This window comes from Collimonas fungivorans (assembly GCF_028292705.1).
In the GTDB taxonomy this organism is placed as follows: domain Bacteria; phylum Pseudomonadota; class Gammaproteobacteria; order Burkholderiales; family Burkholderiaceae_D; genus Collimonas; species Collimonas fungivorans_B.
In genome coordinates this window covers 1-15,700 of sequence record NZ_JAQGLV010000126.1, presented here as the reverse complement: position 1 = coordinate 15,700, position 15,700 = coordinate 1, and the positions used below count along the sequence as shown (strand labels likewise).

Here is a 15,700-nt window from a genome sequence, read left to right as displayed (position 1 = left end):
ATCGTTGGTGGTCTGGCCCAGGTTGAAGCGCTGCGTGTAGCGCGGCTCGATGCCCAGCACCTCGTAATTGCGCGGCTGGTGGACCAGGTTGGCGCCGGAGATCAATACGCTCTGGCGGAAACTTTCGTTGTAGTAGGTGCGGACTTCGAATTCCTGGGTGGCCGACAGCGTGTTGAGATAACCGGCGTCGATGCCTTTGCGCGTACCGCTCCAGTAATCGGTAGGACGCGTGTTCTGGAAAGGATCGGCATTGTATTGCGCCACGGTCAGGCCGCCTGGCGTGCGCGAATTGACGTCGTAGTAGGACACCTTGCCGTAGAACTCCGAGGCCGGCGTCAGCTGGTAGCGGAATTTCAGCGCAAAATCGTTGACCGTTTCGCGGCTGCCGGCGCGCCAGCTGGAGCCGTCGGAACCGGAATACAGCAGCGCCAGGCCAAGACCGTTGTCCAGCTGGCTGCCGACGAATGCGCTGTATTGCTTGTTCGATTCGCCGCCGCTATAGCTGTTGTAGCGTACGCTGGCATCGCCGTTGAAACCGGGTTCGGTTGGAATCGAACGGGTCTTGAAATTGATGATGCCGCCGACGTTTTGCGGACCATAGCGCACCGCGCCGCCGCCGCGCACGACGTCGATCGCTTCGATGTTGTTCAGGCTGACCGGCGCAAACGACAGTTGCGGCTGGCCATATGGCGCCACCGCCATCGGGATGCCGTCCAGCAGCACGGTAGAGCGCGGCGAATAACGTCCGGTCAGTCCGCGCACGCCGATATTGAGCGAGATCGCGCTGCCGGCGGTGCCGGAGTTATCGGTCGACTGTACGCCAGGGATGCGGCGCATCACGTCGCCGATATTGGAAGCGCCGCTGTTTTCGATTTCTTCTTTCCTGACCACGGTGCGTGCGCCCGGAAAGCGTTTCACGCTGTTTTGCAGGCCGCTGCCGAGCCAGTCGGCGCTGACCTGGATCGATTCCAGCGTCGAGGTGTTGGCGTCGTCGGCGGCGGCAGCGCCGACCGGAGCGGCCGCGGTCTGGGCCAGGCCAGGCAGGCTCAGGAAAGCGAGCGCGACCGCAGCCGAACAGCGGCGGACAATAAGGTGGTGAGGACTCTTGAGCGAGGTCATTGTTATATTTCTTTGCGGGCTAGGGGAAATGCTGGTGCTGGCTGGTCTTGCTCGCAGCGCGACGTAGTCGGGTTTGAGAAGAATGGCTGACCGGGGATAAAGACGTGAATGATAATTATTATCGTCTATGCAGTCAAACCTAAATGCATGAACTGGTAATTATTGTGGCCTGGATGCAAAAAAGAGGGATTTCAAGCAGGTATGCAGATTTTGCAAGCATGTTCGCCGACGTTGCTGAATAGTAACGTCGACGGTTGGCTCATTGAAAGCCGTTCCGGTTTTTTGCAAATCCGGAGCGGTTTTTTCCGGTCGCCGGCGTTTAGCCTTTTTTCAGATGGCGGGCGATATCCAGCGCAAAGTACGTCAGCACGCCGTCGGCCCCGGCGCGCTTGAACGCCAGCATGGCTTCCATCATGGTCTTGTCATGGTCCAGCCAGCCGTTCTGGGCAGCGGCCTTGATCATCGCGTATTCGCCGCTGACCTGATAGGCAAAGGTCGGTACCTTGAATTCGTCTTTCACACGGCGCACGATATCCAGGTAGGGCATGCCGGGCTTGACCATCACCATGTCGGCGCCTTCGGCCAGGTCCAGCGCGACTTCGTGCAAAGCCTCGTTGCTGTTGGCCGGATCCATCTGGTAAGTGTTCTTGTTGCTCTTGCCAAGCGTGGCGGACGAACCCACCGCGTCGCGGAACGGCCCGTAAAACGCCGAAGCATACTTGGCCGAATACGCCATGATGCGGGTATAGATGTGGTGATGGGTTTCCAGGGCATGGCGGATGGCGCCGATGCGGCCGTCCATCATGTCGGACGGCGCTACGATATCGACGCCGGCGTCGGCCTGGGTCAGCGCCTGCTTGACCAGGATGGCGCAGGTTTCGTCGTTGAGCACATAACCGTCGGCATTCAGCACGCCGTCCTGGCCGTGGCTGGTGTAGGGGTCGAGGGCGACGTCGGTCAGGATGCCGAGTTCGGGGAAACGCTGTTTCAGTTCGCGCACCGCGCGCGGGATCAAGCCTTGCGGATTGGTGGCTTCGATGCCGTCCGGGGTTTTCAGCGATGGATTGATGACAGGGAATAAAGCGATGACCGGAATTCCCAAAGCCACGCATTCTTCTGCCACATTTAACAGCAGATCAATTGACAGACGTTCAACTCCCGGCATCGAATTGATTTTTTCGCGCTGATTCTTGCCATCCAGTATGAAGACCGGGTAAATCAGATCGGCGGTGGTGATGGTGTTCTCGCGCATCATCGCGCGCGAAAAAGCATCTTTGCGCATGCGGCGCATGCGGATGGCTGGAAACTGGGCGGTTTTCTGAGAATGTGGCATGTCGGTTTCTGAGATATCGGGTGGGTGGAAAGCGAGCAGATAAGTTGTTTCGCTAATATTTTCGCCGAAAAATAAAAAAGTCGTGAACTTTTTCGGGTCAGTCCTTCTCCTAGCAATAGGTGCATCATTCGCCTCCCGCTTCCCTCCCTGAGCGGGGCCGTATCGCTTTTGGTGATAAGGCATTGCGCCCTGGAGATATTCCCCTTTCTCCAGGGCTTTTTTATGTTTAGCGCAGTTACTAAACTTCCTCTTCGCCGTCGCCCGCTGCAGTTGCGTCAGGCACGTCGCCGGCGGCGCCTGTCAGGCCAGCCAGTTCCAGGATACGGTCATTCGCTTCTTCCAGCCCGCTGCGGTTCAGCGCTGAAAACAGCTGCGCGGTAAACGGCAGTTGCTGATTGTTTTCATCGACATAGCTCGCCAGGAAAGTACGGGCCTGGCGCAGTGCGTTGGTGGCGTCGTTGCGGTTGAGCTTGTCCGATTTGCTCAAGATGCAATGAATCGGCTTGCCGGTAGGCGCAAACCATTCCACCATTTGCACATCGAGTTCAGTGAACGGACGGCGCGAGTCGACGATCAGCACCAGCGCCGCCAGCTGCTGGCGGCGGCGCACGTAGTCGCCGAGCAATTGCTGCCAGTGCAGCTTGGCCGAACCGGACACTTCCGCATAGCCATAACCAGGCAGGTCGACCAGCAAGGCGCGGATCTCGTCGATCTTGGTTTCATCCTTGCGATGCTGGGCGACATGGGCGCCGCCTATCGAAAAATAGTTGATGTGCTGGGTACGGCCAGGTGTTTTAGATGCAAAAGCCAGCTTCTTCTGATTGCACAAAAGATTGATGGCGGTCGATTTGCCGGCGTTGGAACGGCCGGCGAAAGCGATCTCGGGGACTTGCAAAGTTGGCAAGTCTCGAAGATGATTGACCGTAGTAAAGAAGCGGGCTTGCCAAAGTAGGGACATGGATTGAGCAGAAAATGCGGTAAGGGGAGGCAAAAATGCCGGAAAGCTATTGTACAATAAGGGGTTATGTACTGCTGTTCCGCTTAGCATTACCTTATACGTAGCTGATGGCCTTTGGGAGCCAGGCGATCAGCTGATGTAGCTTAGCCGGCCAGCTTCGTCGCCACCGAATTCTAAAATCAAGTCTCAGGGTGTTTGAATGAACCGTGCGTTTTTTCCAGTAGTGACATCTTTCTTCGTTGCAGTGCTTGCGTTTTCCTCGGTTGCCCATGCGGCGGATGCGCCGAAGATTCAACCAGCCGGGCCTGCCAAAGCGGATCCAGCCAAGGGCGAAGCACTGTATACCAATGGCGACGCAGCGCGCAACATCACCGCCTGCGTCTCCTGCCACGGAGCGGCAGGCGCCTCGACCATCAGCGCCAACCCGAAACTGGGCGGCCAGCATGCGGCGTACATCCACAAGCAATTGACCAATTTCCAGGGCGCCGACCGCAGTAACCCGATCATGTCGCCGCTGGCCAAGCTGCTGACGGACGATGAAATGAAAAACATCGCCGCCTACCTGGATGCGCAGCCGGCCAAGCCGGGTGCCGCCAAGGACAAGGATAGCCTGGCGCTGGGCAAGAAAATCTATCGCGGCGGGATTGCCGAAAAGAGCGTTCCGGCCTGCGCCGGCTGCCACAGCCCGAACGGCGCCGGCATCCCGGCCCAGTTCCCGCGCATCGGCGGCCAGCACCAGGACTATACGGTGACCGAGCTGACCAACTTCCGCAGCGGCGCCCGCAAGAACGGCCCGATGATGGCGACGATCGCCAAGCGCATGTCGGATGATGAAATCAAGGCGGTTGCCGATTACATCGCCGGACTGAGATAAGAAAATAATAATAGTTCGCGAATTCAGGGGTGGCCTAGGCCGCCCCTTTTTCTTTTCAAAAAGACAAATTGGCTATGAGCACTAGTAACAACGAAATCAAGGTCGACGAGATAACCACGGCGGGAATCCAGTTGAAAACCAGCCGGCGCTGGCTGGCCGATGCGGTGGAATTATTGTCGTCGATGCGGTTCGCCATCAGCCTGCTGACGATCATCGCGATCGCCTCGGTGATCGGCACGGTGCTCAAGCAGAACGAGCCGATGCCGAACTACGTCAACCAGTTCGGTCCGTTCTGGTTCGAAGTGTTCGGCAAGCTGGGTTTGTATGCGGTGTATTCATCCTGGTGGTTCCTGCTGATCATGACCTTCCTGGTGATTTCGACTTCCCTCTGCATCGCGCGCAATGCGCCGAAGATGATCAAAGACGTGCGCAGCTGGCGCGAAAACGTGCGCGAACAGTCGCTGCGCAACTTCCACCACAAGGCGGAATGGACTTCGGCCACGGCGCCGGCCGAGCTGGCGCGGCAGCTGGCGGAACGGATTGCGGCCAAGGGCTACAAGACCAAGCTGGTGGCGAAAGACAAGGCTACCCTGATCAGCGCCAAGCAAGGCGCCGCCAACAAATGGGGCTATATCTTTGCCCACAGCGCGATCGTGATCATCTGCATCGGCGGCCTGCTGGATTCGGACCTGCCGATACGCGCCCAGCAATGGCTGTATGGCAAAACGCCGTTCAACGGCAACGGCATCATCGCCCAGATCCCGGAAGAGCACAGGCTCGGGCTGGGCAATCCCACATTCCGCGGCAACACCCTGATTCCGGAAGGTTCCGCCAGCAGCACCGCCATCATTCCGCAAAAAGACGGCGTGATGATCCAGGATTTGCCGTTCACCATCCAGCTCAAGAAATTCATCATCGATTTCTACAGCACCGGCATGCCCAAGCTGTTCGCCAGCGAAGTGGTGATCCGGGATAACGCCGACGGCCATACTTTCGCGGCCACCATCAAGGTCAACCAGCCCTTGATCTACAAGGGCATCGCGGTCTACCAGTCGAGCTTCGAAGACGGCGGCAGCAAACTCAAGCTGACCGCCTATCCGATGGCCGGCGCCGGCGAAGCCAGCTTCCCGGTGAGCGGCGAAGTCAACGGCACCACGCCGTTAGTCAATAACGGCAATACCGACTATACGATTGAGTGGTCTGGTTTCCGTCCGTTTAACGTGGAAAATATGGCGCAATCGGGTGACGATCTGCGCACCGTGACCAAGGCCAAGAGCCTCAACCAGCGCCTGAGCGAGGATTTGAGCAGCCACCTTGGCAATGCGGCGAAAAGCGCCAACAAGAAGGATTTGAGGAATGTCGGCCCTAGCGTGCAGTACAAACTGCGCGACAAGACCGGCCAGGCGCGCGAATTCAGCAATTACATGCAGTCGATCAAGGTCGACGATGCCTATGTGTTCCTGGCCGGGGTGCGCGACACGCCGGACGAGCCGTTCCGCTATTTGCGCATTCCCGCCGATGACGAGGATACCGTGCAAGAGTGGATGCGCATGCGGGCAGCGCTGCTGAATCCGGAATTGCGCCAGGCGGCAGCGCATCGTTATGCCCAGCGCGCGATTCCCGAAAGCCGCGAGGGCATCGCCACCCTGCGCGTCCAGCTGGAGCAATCGGCCATGCGCGGCTTGTCCTTGTTTGCCGGTAACGACAAACAGGCTGGCGGACAGGCTGGCGAATTGGCCGGATACTTGGCGATTTCCAAGTTCCTGGAGCAGGTGCCGCCGCAGGAGCAGGAAAAAGCCGCGGACATCTTCATGAAGATCCTCAACGGCAGCATGTGGGACTTGTGGCAGGTTGCGCGGGAGAAAGATGGCCTGAAAGAATTGTCGGCCGATGAAAAGCACGCCCGCTTCCTGCAGCTGGCCACCAATGCACTGTCGGATGCAAGCTTCTATAATGCGCCTGTATATCTGCAAATGACCGGTTTTGACGAGATCAAGGCGTCGGTGTTCCAGGTTACCCGTTCGCCGGGCAAGAAGGTGGTGTACCTAGGCTGCCTGCTGCTGGTGCTGGGCGTATTCTCGATGCTGTATGTGCGGGAGCGCAGGCTGTGGGTGTGGATCCGTCCGGACCAGAATGCGGCAGGGCAGTCGCATGCATTGATGGCGATGAGTTCGCAGCGCAAGACGCTGGATTTCGAAAAAGAATTTGAAGTGTTAAGAACACAATTAAAGCAGTCTGAAGCCTAGGTTGCTGGCTCAGCGGGATTGCAGGGCAAGGCAGGCAGAGACAAGAGTTCCGTTGCGCCTCCGGCGCAGTAGCGGAACGATATGGAGAAAATGATGGAACTGACGCAAACGTATTCCCCGCCCAGCAGCTTTATCAAGCGCCTGTCGGTGCTCGACTGGCTGTTTGCCGTGGCGCTGGTGGCGGCTTCGCTGTTCGCACTGAACCGCTACGGCAGCCATATGGATTATTACGAAAAAGGCGTGCTGCTGCTGGCCGCGCCGACGTTCGCCTGGCTCGGCTGGCACTGGAAATCGGTGCGCTGGCTGATGGCTTTGCTGGCGGTGCTGTCGCTGTCGGCGATCGCCATGTATGGCGGCGTGCTGGACATGGCCAACCAGAAATTCTTCCTGAAATACATGCTCTCCAGCCAGTCGGCGATCCTGTGGATGAGCACGCTGTTTTTTCTGTCGACCCTGTTCTTCTGGGGCGGCTTGATCACGCGCTCTGACTTTGGCGCATCGATCGGCTCCAAGCTGTGCTGGGCGGCGGTGGTGATGGGTTTCACCGGCATGCTGGTGCGCTGGTACGAGTCTTACCTGATCGGCGCCGACATTGGCCATATTCCTATCTCCAACCTGTATGAAGTGTTCGTGCTGTTCAGCCTGATCACGGCGCTGTTTTACCTGTATTACGAACAGCATTACCGCACCCGGCAGCTGGGCGCGTTCGTGCTGCTGGTGATTTCGGCCGCGGTCGGTTTCCTGCTGTGGTACATGGTGTCGCGCGACGCCGCCGAAATCCAGCCGCTGGTGCCGGCGCTGCAGAGCTGGTGGATGAAGATCCACGTACCGGCCAATTTCATCGGCTACGGCACTTTTGCGCTGTCGGCGATGGTGGCGGTGGCGTACCTGCTGAAATCGCATGGCTACCTGGCTGACCGCCTGCCGGCGCTGGAAGTGCTGGACGACGTCATGTACAAGGCGATCGCGGTCGGCTTCACCTTCTTTACCATCGCCACCATTCTCGGCGCGCTGTGGGCGGCCGAAGCCTGGGGTGGCTACTGGTCCTGGGATCCGAAGGAAACCTGGGCGCTGATCGTCTGGCTCAACTACGCAGCATGGCTGCACATGCGGCTGATGAAAGGCCTGCGCGGCCAGGTCGCGGCCTGGTGGGCGCTGATCGGCCTGCTGGTGACGACCTTTGCTTTCCTCGGCGTGAACATGTTCCTGTCGGGCCTGCATTCGTACGGAGAACTTTGATCAGATGGCAAAGCAGGAAACCGTAGCTGTAGATTTAGTGATTTTCGATTGCGACGGCACGCTGGTTGACAGTGAGACAGTGGCAACCGAGGTGATGGTGGACTACCTGGCCGAGCTGGGCATGCCGCTGTCGGCCGAGGTGGCGCTGGCGCGTTTCAAGGGCGGCCGGATGGCCGATTGCGTAGCCGAGCTGGAGCAGATGTTCGGCCGTTCGCTGCCGGCCGATTTCACCAAGGTCCTGCGTGACCGCATCGCGCCGGTGCTGCACCAGCGCCTGCAGCCGATCGAAGGCGCTCTGGAACTGGTGCAATCGCTGAAAGTGCCGTTTTGCATGGCCTCCAACGGGCCGTTGCACCAGATCAAGGTGTCGCTCAGCGTCACCGGCCTGTGGCCCTATTTCGAAGGGCGCATTTTCAGCGCCTACGAAGTGGGTTCCTGGAAGCCTGCGCCGGACCTGTTCCTGCATGCCGCCAGGACCATGGGCGTCGAACCTTCGCGCTGCGCAGTAGTGGAAGATAGCTTGCCCGGCGTGCAGGCAGGCGTGGCGGCCGGCATGCAGGTATTCGCCTTGCAGCCGGAGCAGGTCGAAGCGAAGCTGCCGAAACAGGTCAAAGTGATTTCCCGGCTGACGGAATTGCACGAGCACATCAATATCGCTGGATAAACCGGGTCGGCAGGTTTCTGGCTGGCCTTTGTAAGGAATCGTCAGCTGGCCTGACTAAGCATTATCAGCCTCATCAATTTTGCCGGAGATGCACATGCCGCTCTATCGTCGCCCCAATGGAATCGATCTCCCGTTTTCTTCCGAAATCACGCCACGTGAAGTATTTGAATCGCGCCGCAGCTTCATGCGGCAACTTGCCGTAGGCGCGGCAGGCGCCGGCGGTTTACTGGAACTGTCGGCGGGCGAGGCCTGGGCCCAGGCCGGCGGCGCCCAGAAACTGGCGGCGAAGGCCAATCCTGCGTATGTGGTGATGGACAAGGCGACGCCTTTCAAGGACGCCACTACCTACAACAATTTCTACGAGTTCGGCACCGAAAAAACCGATCCTGCCGAAAATGCCGGGACATTAAAAACGCGGCCATGGACCATTGCCATCGAAGGCGAAGTCAAGAAACCGCTGACCCTGGATATCGACAGCTTGCTGAAACTGGCGCCGCTGGAAGAGCGTATCTACCGGCTGCGCTGCGTCGAGGGCTGGTCGATGGTGATTCCCTGGACCGGTTATTCCCTGTCTGCATTGATCAAAAAAGTAGAGCCGACCAGCAACGCCAAGTACGTTGAATTCACAACCCTCGCTGATAACCGGCAGATGCCGGGTTTGCGTGCACCGGTGCTGGAATGGCCGTATATCGAAGGCTTGCGCATGGACGAAGCCATGCATCCGCTGGCCCTGCTGACCTTCGGCATGTATGGCCAGGTATTGCCGAACCAGAACGGTGCGCCGGTGCGCATGGTGCTGCCCTGGAAGTATGGTTTCAAATCCGCCAAGTCGATCGTCAAGATCCGCTTCCTCAAGGAGCAGCCGCGCACGGCCTGGAATATCGCCGCTGCGCGCGAGTACGGTTTTTATTCCAACGTCAATCCGGATGTCGATCATCCGCGCTGGTCGCAAGCTACCGAGCGCCGCATCGGTGAAGACGGTTTCTTTACCAAGAAGCGCAAGACCCTGATGTTCAACGGCTACAACGAAGTCGCCCCGCTGTATGCCGGCATGGACTTGAAGAAGTTCTTCTAGAGCGGGAAAACGCAGCATGTTCAATCCGACGCCCAGGCAATTCAAGTTCCTGAAAGCCTTCCTGTTCTCACTGGCATTGCTGCCGGCGGCGCGGCTGCTGCTGTTCGGCTTTACCGACCGCCTGGGCGCCAATCCTATCGAATTCATCACGCGCAGCAGCGGCGACTGGACCCTCTATTTCCTGTGCATCACCTTGGCGGTGACGCCGCTGCGGCGTTTCACCAACTGGAACTGGCTCGTCAAATTACGGCGCATGCTGGGTCTGTTCGCCTTCTTTTATGCCTGCCTGCATTTCACGACATTCCTCTGGTTCGATCATTTCTTCGATGTCGGCGAGATGCTCAAGGACGTCGTCAAGCGCCCGTTCATTACCGTCGGCTTCATTGCTTTCGTGCTGCTCATACCGCTGGCGCTGACCAGCACCAACGGCATGATCCGCCGCCTCGGGGGCAAGCGCTGGCAGTGGCTGCACCGCAGCCTGTATGCGATTTCCATGCTGGGCATCCTGCATTTCTGGTGGATGCGCGCCGGCAAGCACAATTTTGAAAAGCCGATTGTGTTCGGCACTATCGTCGCCTTGCTGTTGCTGGTGCGGGTGTACTTCGCATTACGTAGCCGCAGCAGCCAGCGGACCTCGGCTCAGAAGCGCCAGGTAACGCCTACCCCGACCTGACGCTGGACCTGCGCCGCGCAGGCGCCGCAGCCGAGGCCGAACTTGATGCCGGCATCGAGGTCAAGATTGGGATTCGGGGAATAGATCGCACCGGTCAGGAGATAACCGGGATTGCTGCTGGCGTGGCGGTCGCCGCTGCTGTCGCTGGCGCGTTCGGTATTGCTGACGATACCGCCGTCGAACACCAGGCTCCACTTCGGATCCAGCGCGTACAGCGCGGAGGCGGAAGCACGCCAGACCATAGTGCGGTTGGCCTGCTGGTCGCTCAGCAGGCGATAGCGGTTGTAAAAGGTTTCCAGGTTGCCGCTGAAAGCCCAGGAATCGATCTGGTAGCTGGCGATCAGCGTCAAGGACATGCTGCTGCGGCCATGGCCCAGTCCCCGTTCCGGATCGCCGCTGGGCAGTGTCAGCTCCGGTTTGAGGCCAAGGCTGAAATCCCCGTTTTCCAGGAAGCGCCATTTAACGCCCAGCGCGACGTCGTTGATGCCTGACGGGCTGGATAAGGTCGCCGGCGGATTGGCATACAGGTCGAGATTTTTCAGCAAGCCGTAGGTGTAGGTGAAATTCACTACGTGGCTATGGATGGCATCCTGGCGCAGCCAGTCGGTGTTCAGTTCGATCTGATGGTTGCCGCTGTCCTGGGTGCTGGTGTCGTCGGTCACCAGCGGATGGGCGGCGTGTGCGGCCTGGATCAGGAAACAGGAAGATATGGCGCTGAGCAAGAACTGTCGCATGGTCTTCCTGTCTCCCTGCGGCTTAGGGCGATATGAGCGATTCCAGGGAAAACAGGTCGGCTGGATTCTCGCGCTGCCGGATCAGGTGCACTTGCGTGCCGTCCACCATCACTTCAGCCGCGCGGCCGCGCGTGTTGTAGTTGGACGACATGGTCATGCCGTAAGCGCCGGCCGACATCAGCGCCAGCAGGTCGCCGGCTTCGATCGCCAGCGAACGGGAGCGCGCCAGCCAGTCGCCCGATTCGCATACCGGCCCGACCACATCGTAGACCTGGGTTGCCGTGCTACGCTGGCTGACGGTCTGCACGCCATGCCAGGCTTCGTACAACGCCGGCCGCATCAAGTCGTTCATGGCAGCATCCACCACCGCAAAATTCTTGGCTTCCGAATGTTTCAGGTACTGCACTTCGGTCAGCAGGATGCCGGCATTGCCGACAATCGAACGGCCCGGTTCAAACATCACCTTGATCGGCGCGCCGTGGTATTTTTCTTCACGCCAGGCATTGATGCGGGCAAACAGGCGGCCCAGGTAGTCGCCGATCACGACCGGCTGTTCGTCGTCATAGGTAATGCCGATGCCGCCGCCGATATCCAGGTGGTGCAAGTGGATGCCTTCGCTGGCCAGCTGGTCGACCAGCTCGATCAGCTTGTCCAGCGCTTCCAGCATGGGCGCGTCATCCAGCAGCTGCGAACCGATGTGGCAATCGATGCCGGCCACATCGATGTGCGGCAGCGCCGCGGCGGTGCGGTAGCAGGACAGGGCTTCGTCATAGGCCACGCCGAATTTGTTTTCCTTGAGGCCGGTCGAGATGTAGGGATGGGTCTTGGCGTCGACATCGGGATTGACGCGCAGCGAGATGGCCGCGCGTTTGCCCATGGCGCCGGCGACTTCGTTCAGACGGTGCAGCTCCGGCACCGACTCCACGTTGAAGCAGAGAATGTCATGCGACAAAGCCAGGCGCATTTCCTCGCGCGATTTGCCGACGCCGGAAAAAATTACCTTGGACGGATCGCCGCCGGCGGCGATTACGCGCAATAATTCGCCTCCCGAGACGATATCGAAACCGGAGCCGAGCTGGTTCAGCAACTGCAGTACAGCCAGGTTGGAGTTGGATTTGACCGAATAGCAGATCAGCGCGCCATCCGCTTCGCGGCTATGTTGCTTGCAGGCGTTCGCGTAGGCCGAGAAATTGGCTGTCAGCGCAGCTTTGGAGTAAACGTAGGTAGGGCTGCCAAATTGCTGGGAAATAGCGTTCAGCGCGACGTTTTCAGCGTGCAGGACGCCATTCTTGTATGAAAAATACGACATAGGGGCTGCTTATCTGGTAACGGGTATTGTTGGTATATCTACGGCTTCCGGCTGCGCCGGGGTAATGGTTTGGTCAGATGTCGCTGGAGCAACATTTGGCTTGGCCGGCGCCGGGGCGGTTCTGACGATAGGCGGCGGCAGCTTGGCCGGCATGAACAGCGGGCCTTTCTGGCCGCACGCGGCCAGGCTGAGCGTAGCGGCGACCACGGCAACGATCATAGGAATACGCGGCAAATCAAAAGTGGGCTTCACGGATTAGAATCACAGTTTAACGAAATGGATTGGAGTGTAGCATGACAGAATCAGAATTCCTGGCTGCGGCTGAGGCCGCCCTGGGCAAGATCGAGACGGCGCTGGAGCAGGCTGCCGACCATACCGACCTGGATGTGGAGTGCAGCCGCAGCGGCAATGTGCTGGAGATCGAATTTGTCGACAACGGCAGCAAGATCATCGTCAATAGCCAGGCGCCGATGCAGGAATTGTGGATTGCCGCCAAATCCGGCGGTTTCCACTACCGGCAAAAGGGCGGCAGCTGGCTCAATACCCGCGACGGCTCAGAGTTTTTTGCCGCTTTGTCGGGCATGATCAGTGCCCAGGGCGGCGTGCCGATAGTGCTGTAAATTTTTTCTTGGCGGCGCGGCTGGACAGGCGATTTCTCCGGCCGCATTTGTCGTAAGATATGAACAATACAATGTTGTTTTGACACGCTCGCCGGCCGGCAGGGCTTCGGGCCTGGAAAAAAACGGTAGCAAGGAGTTGTTCAACGCTGTCCAACCATCGATCGCCACCAATGAACACGACAATAATCAGGGATTCGGAAGAACCAGGTGATTGGAGTTCGGCCTGCGACGCAGCAGGTTATCGATCTCGTCCGTTGGCGAGGAATGGGATGTACGCCATGCTGCTGGCTCGCGTATTGCTGGCCGCAACGGTGGTTGCGGCAGTCGCGGCAGGGGCCGCCAACGCGCCCGCCGCGGCCGGTGCGACCACCCTGCAGGCGAACAGCGGCGCGGCCGAAACGCCTCGGCACTGGGCTGCGGATACCAGCAACGGCTGTAAAATCTGGAGCCCGGGGGCGCTCAACCGCGACGTCACAGTGCGCTGGAGCGGGCGATGCGAGAACGACCTGGCGCAAGGTCCGGGCACCGTGCGCTGGCTGAACAGCAACAAGCAGGTATCGGAGCTGACCGGCAACATGGAGCAGGGAAAAATGCGCGGCCACACCACGGGCGTGGAAGAACCCGGCAATCGTTTTGACGGCATGTTTATCGACTCCCTGCCGGAAGGCGAAGGCAGGGTGACTTTTGCCGACGGTTCGGTGTATAGCGGACAATGGCATCGCGGCCACCAGCTGGGCTACGGGATCATGACATTTCCGCCGGCGCACCCGCAATACCAGGAGATGCTGAGCGAAGGCAAAGGCAGGCGGGCCGAGAATGGCATCTATGTGCTGCGTGGCTGGTGGGAGGGAAAAACCTTCGTCCTCCCATGCGACAGCGAGGATGAGTGTGAAAAGGCCGTGGTAGTCATGATGAAGCGCGAACAAGCCGCGGCGGCCGCCAAGGCCGGCGTCGCTGCGCCGGAGCCGACGGTGGTTCCGGCCGTCGAACCTGCCATACCTGCAACGCCGGCGCCGGCAGTTCCTGCGGTGGAGCCTGCGGCAACGCCGCCGGTCGTGCCTGCCATGGAGCCAACTGCACCGCCAGCCTCGCCGCCGCCGGCAACGCCCGCCACGGAACCTGCGCCAGCAACACCGCCGCCCGGCGCGCCTGACATCCGGCCGCTGCCGGCGGCAACCGCGCCCATACCGGAACCCGCCATGGAGCCGGCGCCGGCCGACGCACCTGTGCCTGTGCCGGAAACGACAACCCCTGCTACCTCGGATGCCGGATTCGGCGTCCCGCTCACCATAAACGGATTCAGCTGATGATGCATGCACCGCCCACTTCTGACACAAGCAAATCCACAGGTTTACCAAGCGCACGCCGGCAACCGTGGCTGGCGCTGATCTGCACCGTTCTTTTAACATCGTCGATGCCAGCCGCACACGGACAAATGAAGTCCGACCTGCCCGGCGCCAAGGCGACTGCCGCAGGACCGAAAAACCTGCTGGCAGAAGCGGCGCGCAGCGTCGGCGTCAAGCAGTGCCAGCCGGCCATCACGCGCCTGTCGGCGCTGGCCATCAATGGCACCAGCGCCCACGATGTCCTGGTGGACTGGGACCGCGCCCATCCGGATCGTGGGCCGTTCTTTTCCTTGACCGGGATCGAATATGCCGGCGCATCGGCAGCGGTATCCATCACCGCGGTGCCGCAGGAAGGCGGCGCCTGTTCGGTGTCGGCCGAACGCATTTCCATCGCACCGTATTCATGCAAGAGCATTGCCGATACCGAATTGAAAGGTTATAGCGCCACGCCTTTGCTGCCGACTTTCACGGTCTATGTGTCGCCGGCCGAGCCGGGCGGTTCGGTCTCCCTGGTGGATTCGCCGCCGGGCTGCCTGATCATCCGCCGCTATGTGCAGTACGGCTGGACCGAGCAGACCAAAATGGCGGCGCCGGCGCGCAAATGACAGACACGAGACAGACACGATGCATCCTTACTTTGAATCCAAGACATGAGCACAGGCACCTTGCGTATCGGCATCACCATCGGTTTGCACCAGGAAAACGAATCGCTATGGAACAACGGCATCAAGCAAAATGCCGTGTACCTGGCTGAAACGCTGAAACAATGCCCGAGCGTAGCTTCGGTGCACCTGGTCAATACCACCGCGGTCGCTATCACCGCGGCGCTGCCGTGGGACCAGGCGCGCTGGCCGACCGTGACTTTCGAGCAGGCCAAGGACAACCTGGATGTGCTGATCGAACTGGGCGGCCAGATCAGTGCGGACCAGACCGCTTACCTGAAGACGCAAGGATGCCGCCTGATATCCTATTGTTGCGGATTCGAGTACGTGCATGTGATGCAATCGGTATTGTTCAACCGGCCGATGTGGGGCTACGACCTGTTCGTCAACCAGCGCTACGATGCAATCTGGATGGTGCCCCAGGTTGCCACCAACAGCCAGTCCTACTTCGAGACCCTGCGCCGGCGGCCGGCGCAAGTGGTGCCGTTTGTATGGGATCCGATTTTCGTCAACCAGCGCAGCCAAGGTTTTGAACATCACGGCGAATATCGCCCGCGCCCCGGTCCCAAGCGGCTGACTGTGATGGAGCCGAATAACGATATCGTGAAATTCTGCATGTATCCTGCATTCATTGCCGAAGAAGCTTATCGGCAGCAGCCGCAAGACGTCGAAATCCTGCAGGTCACCAATGCCGAGCGCCTGGCGCGCGAGAGCAAGGAATTCATTGCCGTGATGAACCAGCTGGATATCGTGCGCGAACACAAGGCGGTGTTCCTGGGACGCTTCGACACGCCGCAGTTCCTGAGCCAGATGACCGATGTGGTGATTTCCCACCAGATCGAGAATGC

The 15,700-nt window shown here is 59.5% G+C and carries 16 protein-coding genes; 10 read left to right on the top strand and 6 right to left on the bottom strand.

From position 1 onward, the window contains the following. The 3 genes from JWQ61_RS06145 to yihA form a co-directional block, all read right to left on the bottom strand. Window positions 1-1,119: TonB-dependent receptor plug domain-containing protein (locus tag JWQ61_RS06145; protein WP_304359748.1), on the bottom strand; the 1,119-nt coding region annotated here is incomplete at its 3' end. Window positions 1,120-1,438: 319 nt separating this feature from the next. After that, window positions 1,439-2,452 (bottom strand): porphobilinogen synthase, encoded by a 1,014-nt coding sequence (hemB, locus tag JWQ61_RS06140; protein WP_041741101.1) that lies wholly within the window; start codon window positions 2,450-2,452, stop codon window positions 1,439-1,441. Between the two features lie 238 nt (window positions 2,453-2,690). Continuing rightward, window positions 2,691-3,410: a ribosome biogenesis GTP-binding protein YihA/YsxC gene (gene yihA, locus JWQ61_RS06135; RefSeq protein WP_304359747.1), complete on the bottom strand. Its 720-nt coding sequence runs from the start codon at window positions 3,408-3,410 to the stop codon at window positions 2,691-2,693. 199 nt (window positions 3,411-3,609) lie between these two features. Between yihA and JWQ61_RS06130 the strand changes: the two genes are divergently transcribed. The 6 genes from JWQ61_RS06130 (at window position 3,610) to JWQ61_RS06105 (ending at window position 10,181) form a co-directional block, all read left to right on the top strand. Next, window positions 3,610-4,284: a cytochrome c gene (locus JWQ61_RS06130; RefSeq protein ID WP_304359746.1), complete on the top strand. Its 675-nt coding sequence runs from the start codon at window positions 3,610-3,612 to the stop codon at window positions 4,282-4,284. A gap of 74 nt (window positions 4,285-4,358) precedes the next feature. Beyond that, window positions 4,359-6,530, top strand: coding sequence for a cytochrome c biogenesis protein ResB (locus JWQ61_RS06125; protein ID WP_304359745.1), 2,172 nt, complete (start codon window positions 4,359-4,361; stop codon window positions 6,528-6,530). 93 nt (window positions 6,531-6,623) lie between these two features. After that, window positions 6,624-7,769, top strand: a complete 1,146-nt coding sequence (gene ccsB, locus JWQ61_RS06120; RefSeq protein WP_304359744.1) for a c-type cytochrome biogenesis protein CcsB — start codon at window positions 6,624-6,626, stop codon at window positions 7,767-7,769. A 4-nt stretch (window positions 7,770-7,773) separates the two neighbouring features. After that, the gene (locus JWQ61_RS06115; RefSeq protein WP_304359743.1) at window positions 7,774-8,433 is read left to right on the top strand and encodes an HAD family phosphatase; all 660 of its coding nucleotides are present in this window, start codon (window positions 7,774-7,776) and stop codon (window positions 8,431-8,433) included. 94 nt (window positions 8,434-8,527) lie between these two features. Then, window positions 8,528-9,508 carry a protein-methionine-sulfoxide reductase catalytic subunit MsrP gene (gene msrP, locus JWQ61_RS06110; protein WP_304359742.1) on the top strand — a complete coding sequence of 327 codons (981 nt, stop codon included), beginning with the start codon at window positions 8,528-8,530 and terminating at the stop codon, window positions 9,506-9,508. A 16-nt stretch (window positions 9,509-9,524) separates the two neighbouring features. Beyond that, the gene (locus tag JWQ61_RS06105; RefSeq protein ID WP_304359741.1) at window positions 9,525-10,181 is read left to right on the top strand and encodes a sulfite oxidase heme-binding subunit YedZ; all 657 of its coding nucleotides are present in this window, start codon (window positions 9,525-9,527) and stop codon (window positions 10,179-10,181) included. Here the strand turns inward: JWQ61_RS06105 and JWQ61_RS06100 are convergent. Genes JWQ61_RS06100 through JWQ61_RS06090 form a run of 3 tightly spaced genes read right to left on the bottom strand, consistent with a single transcriptional unit; the run spans window position 10,148 to window position 12,443 of the window. After that, window positions 10,148-10,915: a transporter gene (locus JWQ61_RS06100; RefSeq protein WP_304359740.1), complete on the bottom strand. Its 768-nt coding sequence runs from the start codon at window positions 10,913-10,915 to the stop codon at window positions 10,148-10,150. The two genes, JWQ61_RS06105 and JWQ61_RS06100, sit on opposite strands and share 34 nt — an antisense overlap. A 22-nt stretch (window positions 10,916-10,937) precedes the next feature. Next, a complete protein-coding gene (gene lysA / locus JWQ61_RS06095) occupies window positions 10,938-12,224 on the bottom strand; it encodes a diaminopimelate decarboxylase (RefSeq protein ID WP_304359739.1) in 1,287 nt (428 codons plus the stop codon). A gap of 9 nt (window positions 12,225-12,233) precedes the next feature. Beyond that, a complete protein-coding gene (locus tag JWQ61_RS06090; RefSeq protein ID WP_304359738.1) occupies window positions 12,234-12,443 on the bottom strand; it encodes a lipoprotein in 210 nt (69 codons plus the stop codon). A 74-nt stretch (window positions 12,444-12,517) separates the two neighbouring features. Here JWQ61_RS06090 and cyaY point away from each other — a divergent pair, with 74 nt between their 5' ends. The 4 genes from cyaY to JWQ61_RS06070 all read left to right on the top strand — a co-directional run. Next, a complete protein-coding gene (cyaY, locus tag JWQ61_RS06085; protein WP_304359737.1) occupies window positions 12,518-12,844 on the top strand; it encodes an iron donor protein CyaY in 327 nt (108 codons plus the stop codon). 269 nt (window positions 12,845-13,113) lie between these two features. After that, window positions 13,114-14,151 (top strand): hypothetical protein, encoded by a 1,038-nt coding sequence (locus tag JWQ61_RS06080; protein ID WP_304359736.1) that lies wholly within the window; start codon window positions 13,114-13,116, stop codon window positions 14,149-14,151. Window positions 14,152-14,279: 128 nt separating this feature from the next. Continuing rightward, window positions 14,280-14,795, top strand: a complete 516-nt coding sequence (locus JWQ61_RS06075) for a hypothetical protein (RefSeq protein ID WP_304359735.1) — start codon at window positions 14,280-14,282, stop codon at window positions 14,793-14,795. 45 nt (window positions 14,796-14,840) lie between these two features. After that, window positions 14,841-15,700 (top strand): DUF2827 family protein (locus JWQ61_RS06070; protein ID WP_304359734.1); only part of this gene is annotated, 860 nt, incomplete at its 3' end.

Excerpts from the sequence above, each read along its gene's own strand:
- hemB (WP_041741101.1), bottom strand. The coding sequence starts at position 2,452 with ATGCCACATTCTCAGAAAACCGCCCAGTTTCCAGCCATCCGCATGCGC.
- yihA (WP_304359747.1), bottom strand. The coding sequence starts at position 3,410 with ATGTCCCTACTTTGGCAAGCCCGCTTCTTTACTACGGTCAATCATCTT.
- JWQ61_RS06130 (WP_304359746.1), top strand. The coding sequence starts at position 3,610 with ATGAACCGTGCGTTTTTTCCAGTAGTGACATCTTTCTTCGTTGCAGTG.
- JWQ61_RS06125 (WP_304359745.1), top strand. The coding sequence starts at position 4,359 with ATGAGCACTAGTAACAACGAAATCAAGGTCGACGAGATAACCACGGCG.
- ccsB (WP_304359744.1), top strand. The coding sequence starts at position 6,624 with ATGGAACTGACGCAAACGTATTCCCCGCCCAGCAGCTTTATCAAGCGC.
- JWQ61_RS06115 (WP_304359743.1), top strand. The coding sequence starts at position 7,774 with ATGGCAAAGCAGGAAACCGTAGCTGTAGATTTAGTGATTTTCGATTGC.
- msrP (WP_304359742.1), top strand. The coding sequence starts at position 8,528 with ATGCCGCTCTATCGTCGCCCCAATGGAATCGATCTCCCGTTTTCTTCC.
- JWQ61_RS06105 (WP_304359741.1), top strand. The coding sequence starts at position 9,525 with ATGTTCAATCCGACGCCCAGGCAATTCAAGTTCCTGAAAGCCTTCCTG.
- JWQ61_RS06100 (WP_304359740.1), bottom strand. The coding sequence starts at position 10,915 with ATGCGACAGTTCTTGCTCAGCGCCATATCTTCCTGTTTCCTGATCCAG.
- lysA (WP_304359739.1), bottom strand. The coding sequence starts at position 12,224 with ATGTCGTATTTTTCATACAAGAATGGCGTCCTGCACGCTGAAAACGTC.
- JWQ61_RS06090 (WP_304359738.1), bottom strand. The coding sequence starts at position 12,443 with ATGATCGTTGCCGTGGTCGCCGCTACGCTCAGCCTGGCCGCGTGCGGC.
- cyaY (WP_304359737.1), top strand. The coding sequence starts at position 12,518 with ATGACAGAATCAGAATTCCTGGCTGCGGCTGAGGCCGCCCTGGGCAAG.
- JWQ61_RS06080 (WP_304359736.1), top strand. The coding sequence starts at position 13,114 with ATGTACGCCATGCTGCTGGCTCGCGTATTGCTGGCCGCAACGGTGGTT.
- JWQ61_RS06075 (WP_304359735.1), top strand. The coding sequence starts at position 14,280 with ATGAAGTCCGACCTGCCCGGCGCCAAGGCGACTGCCGCAGGACCGAAA.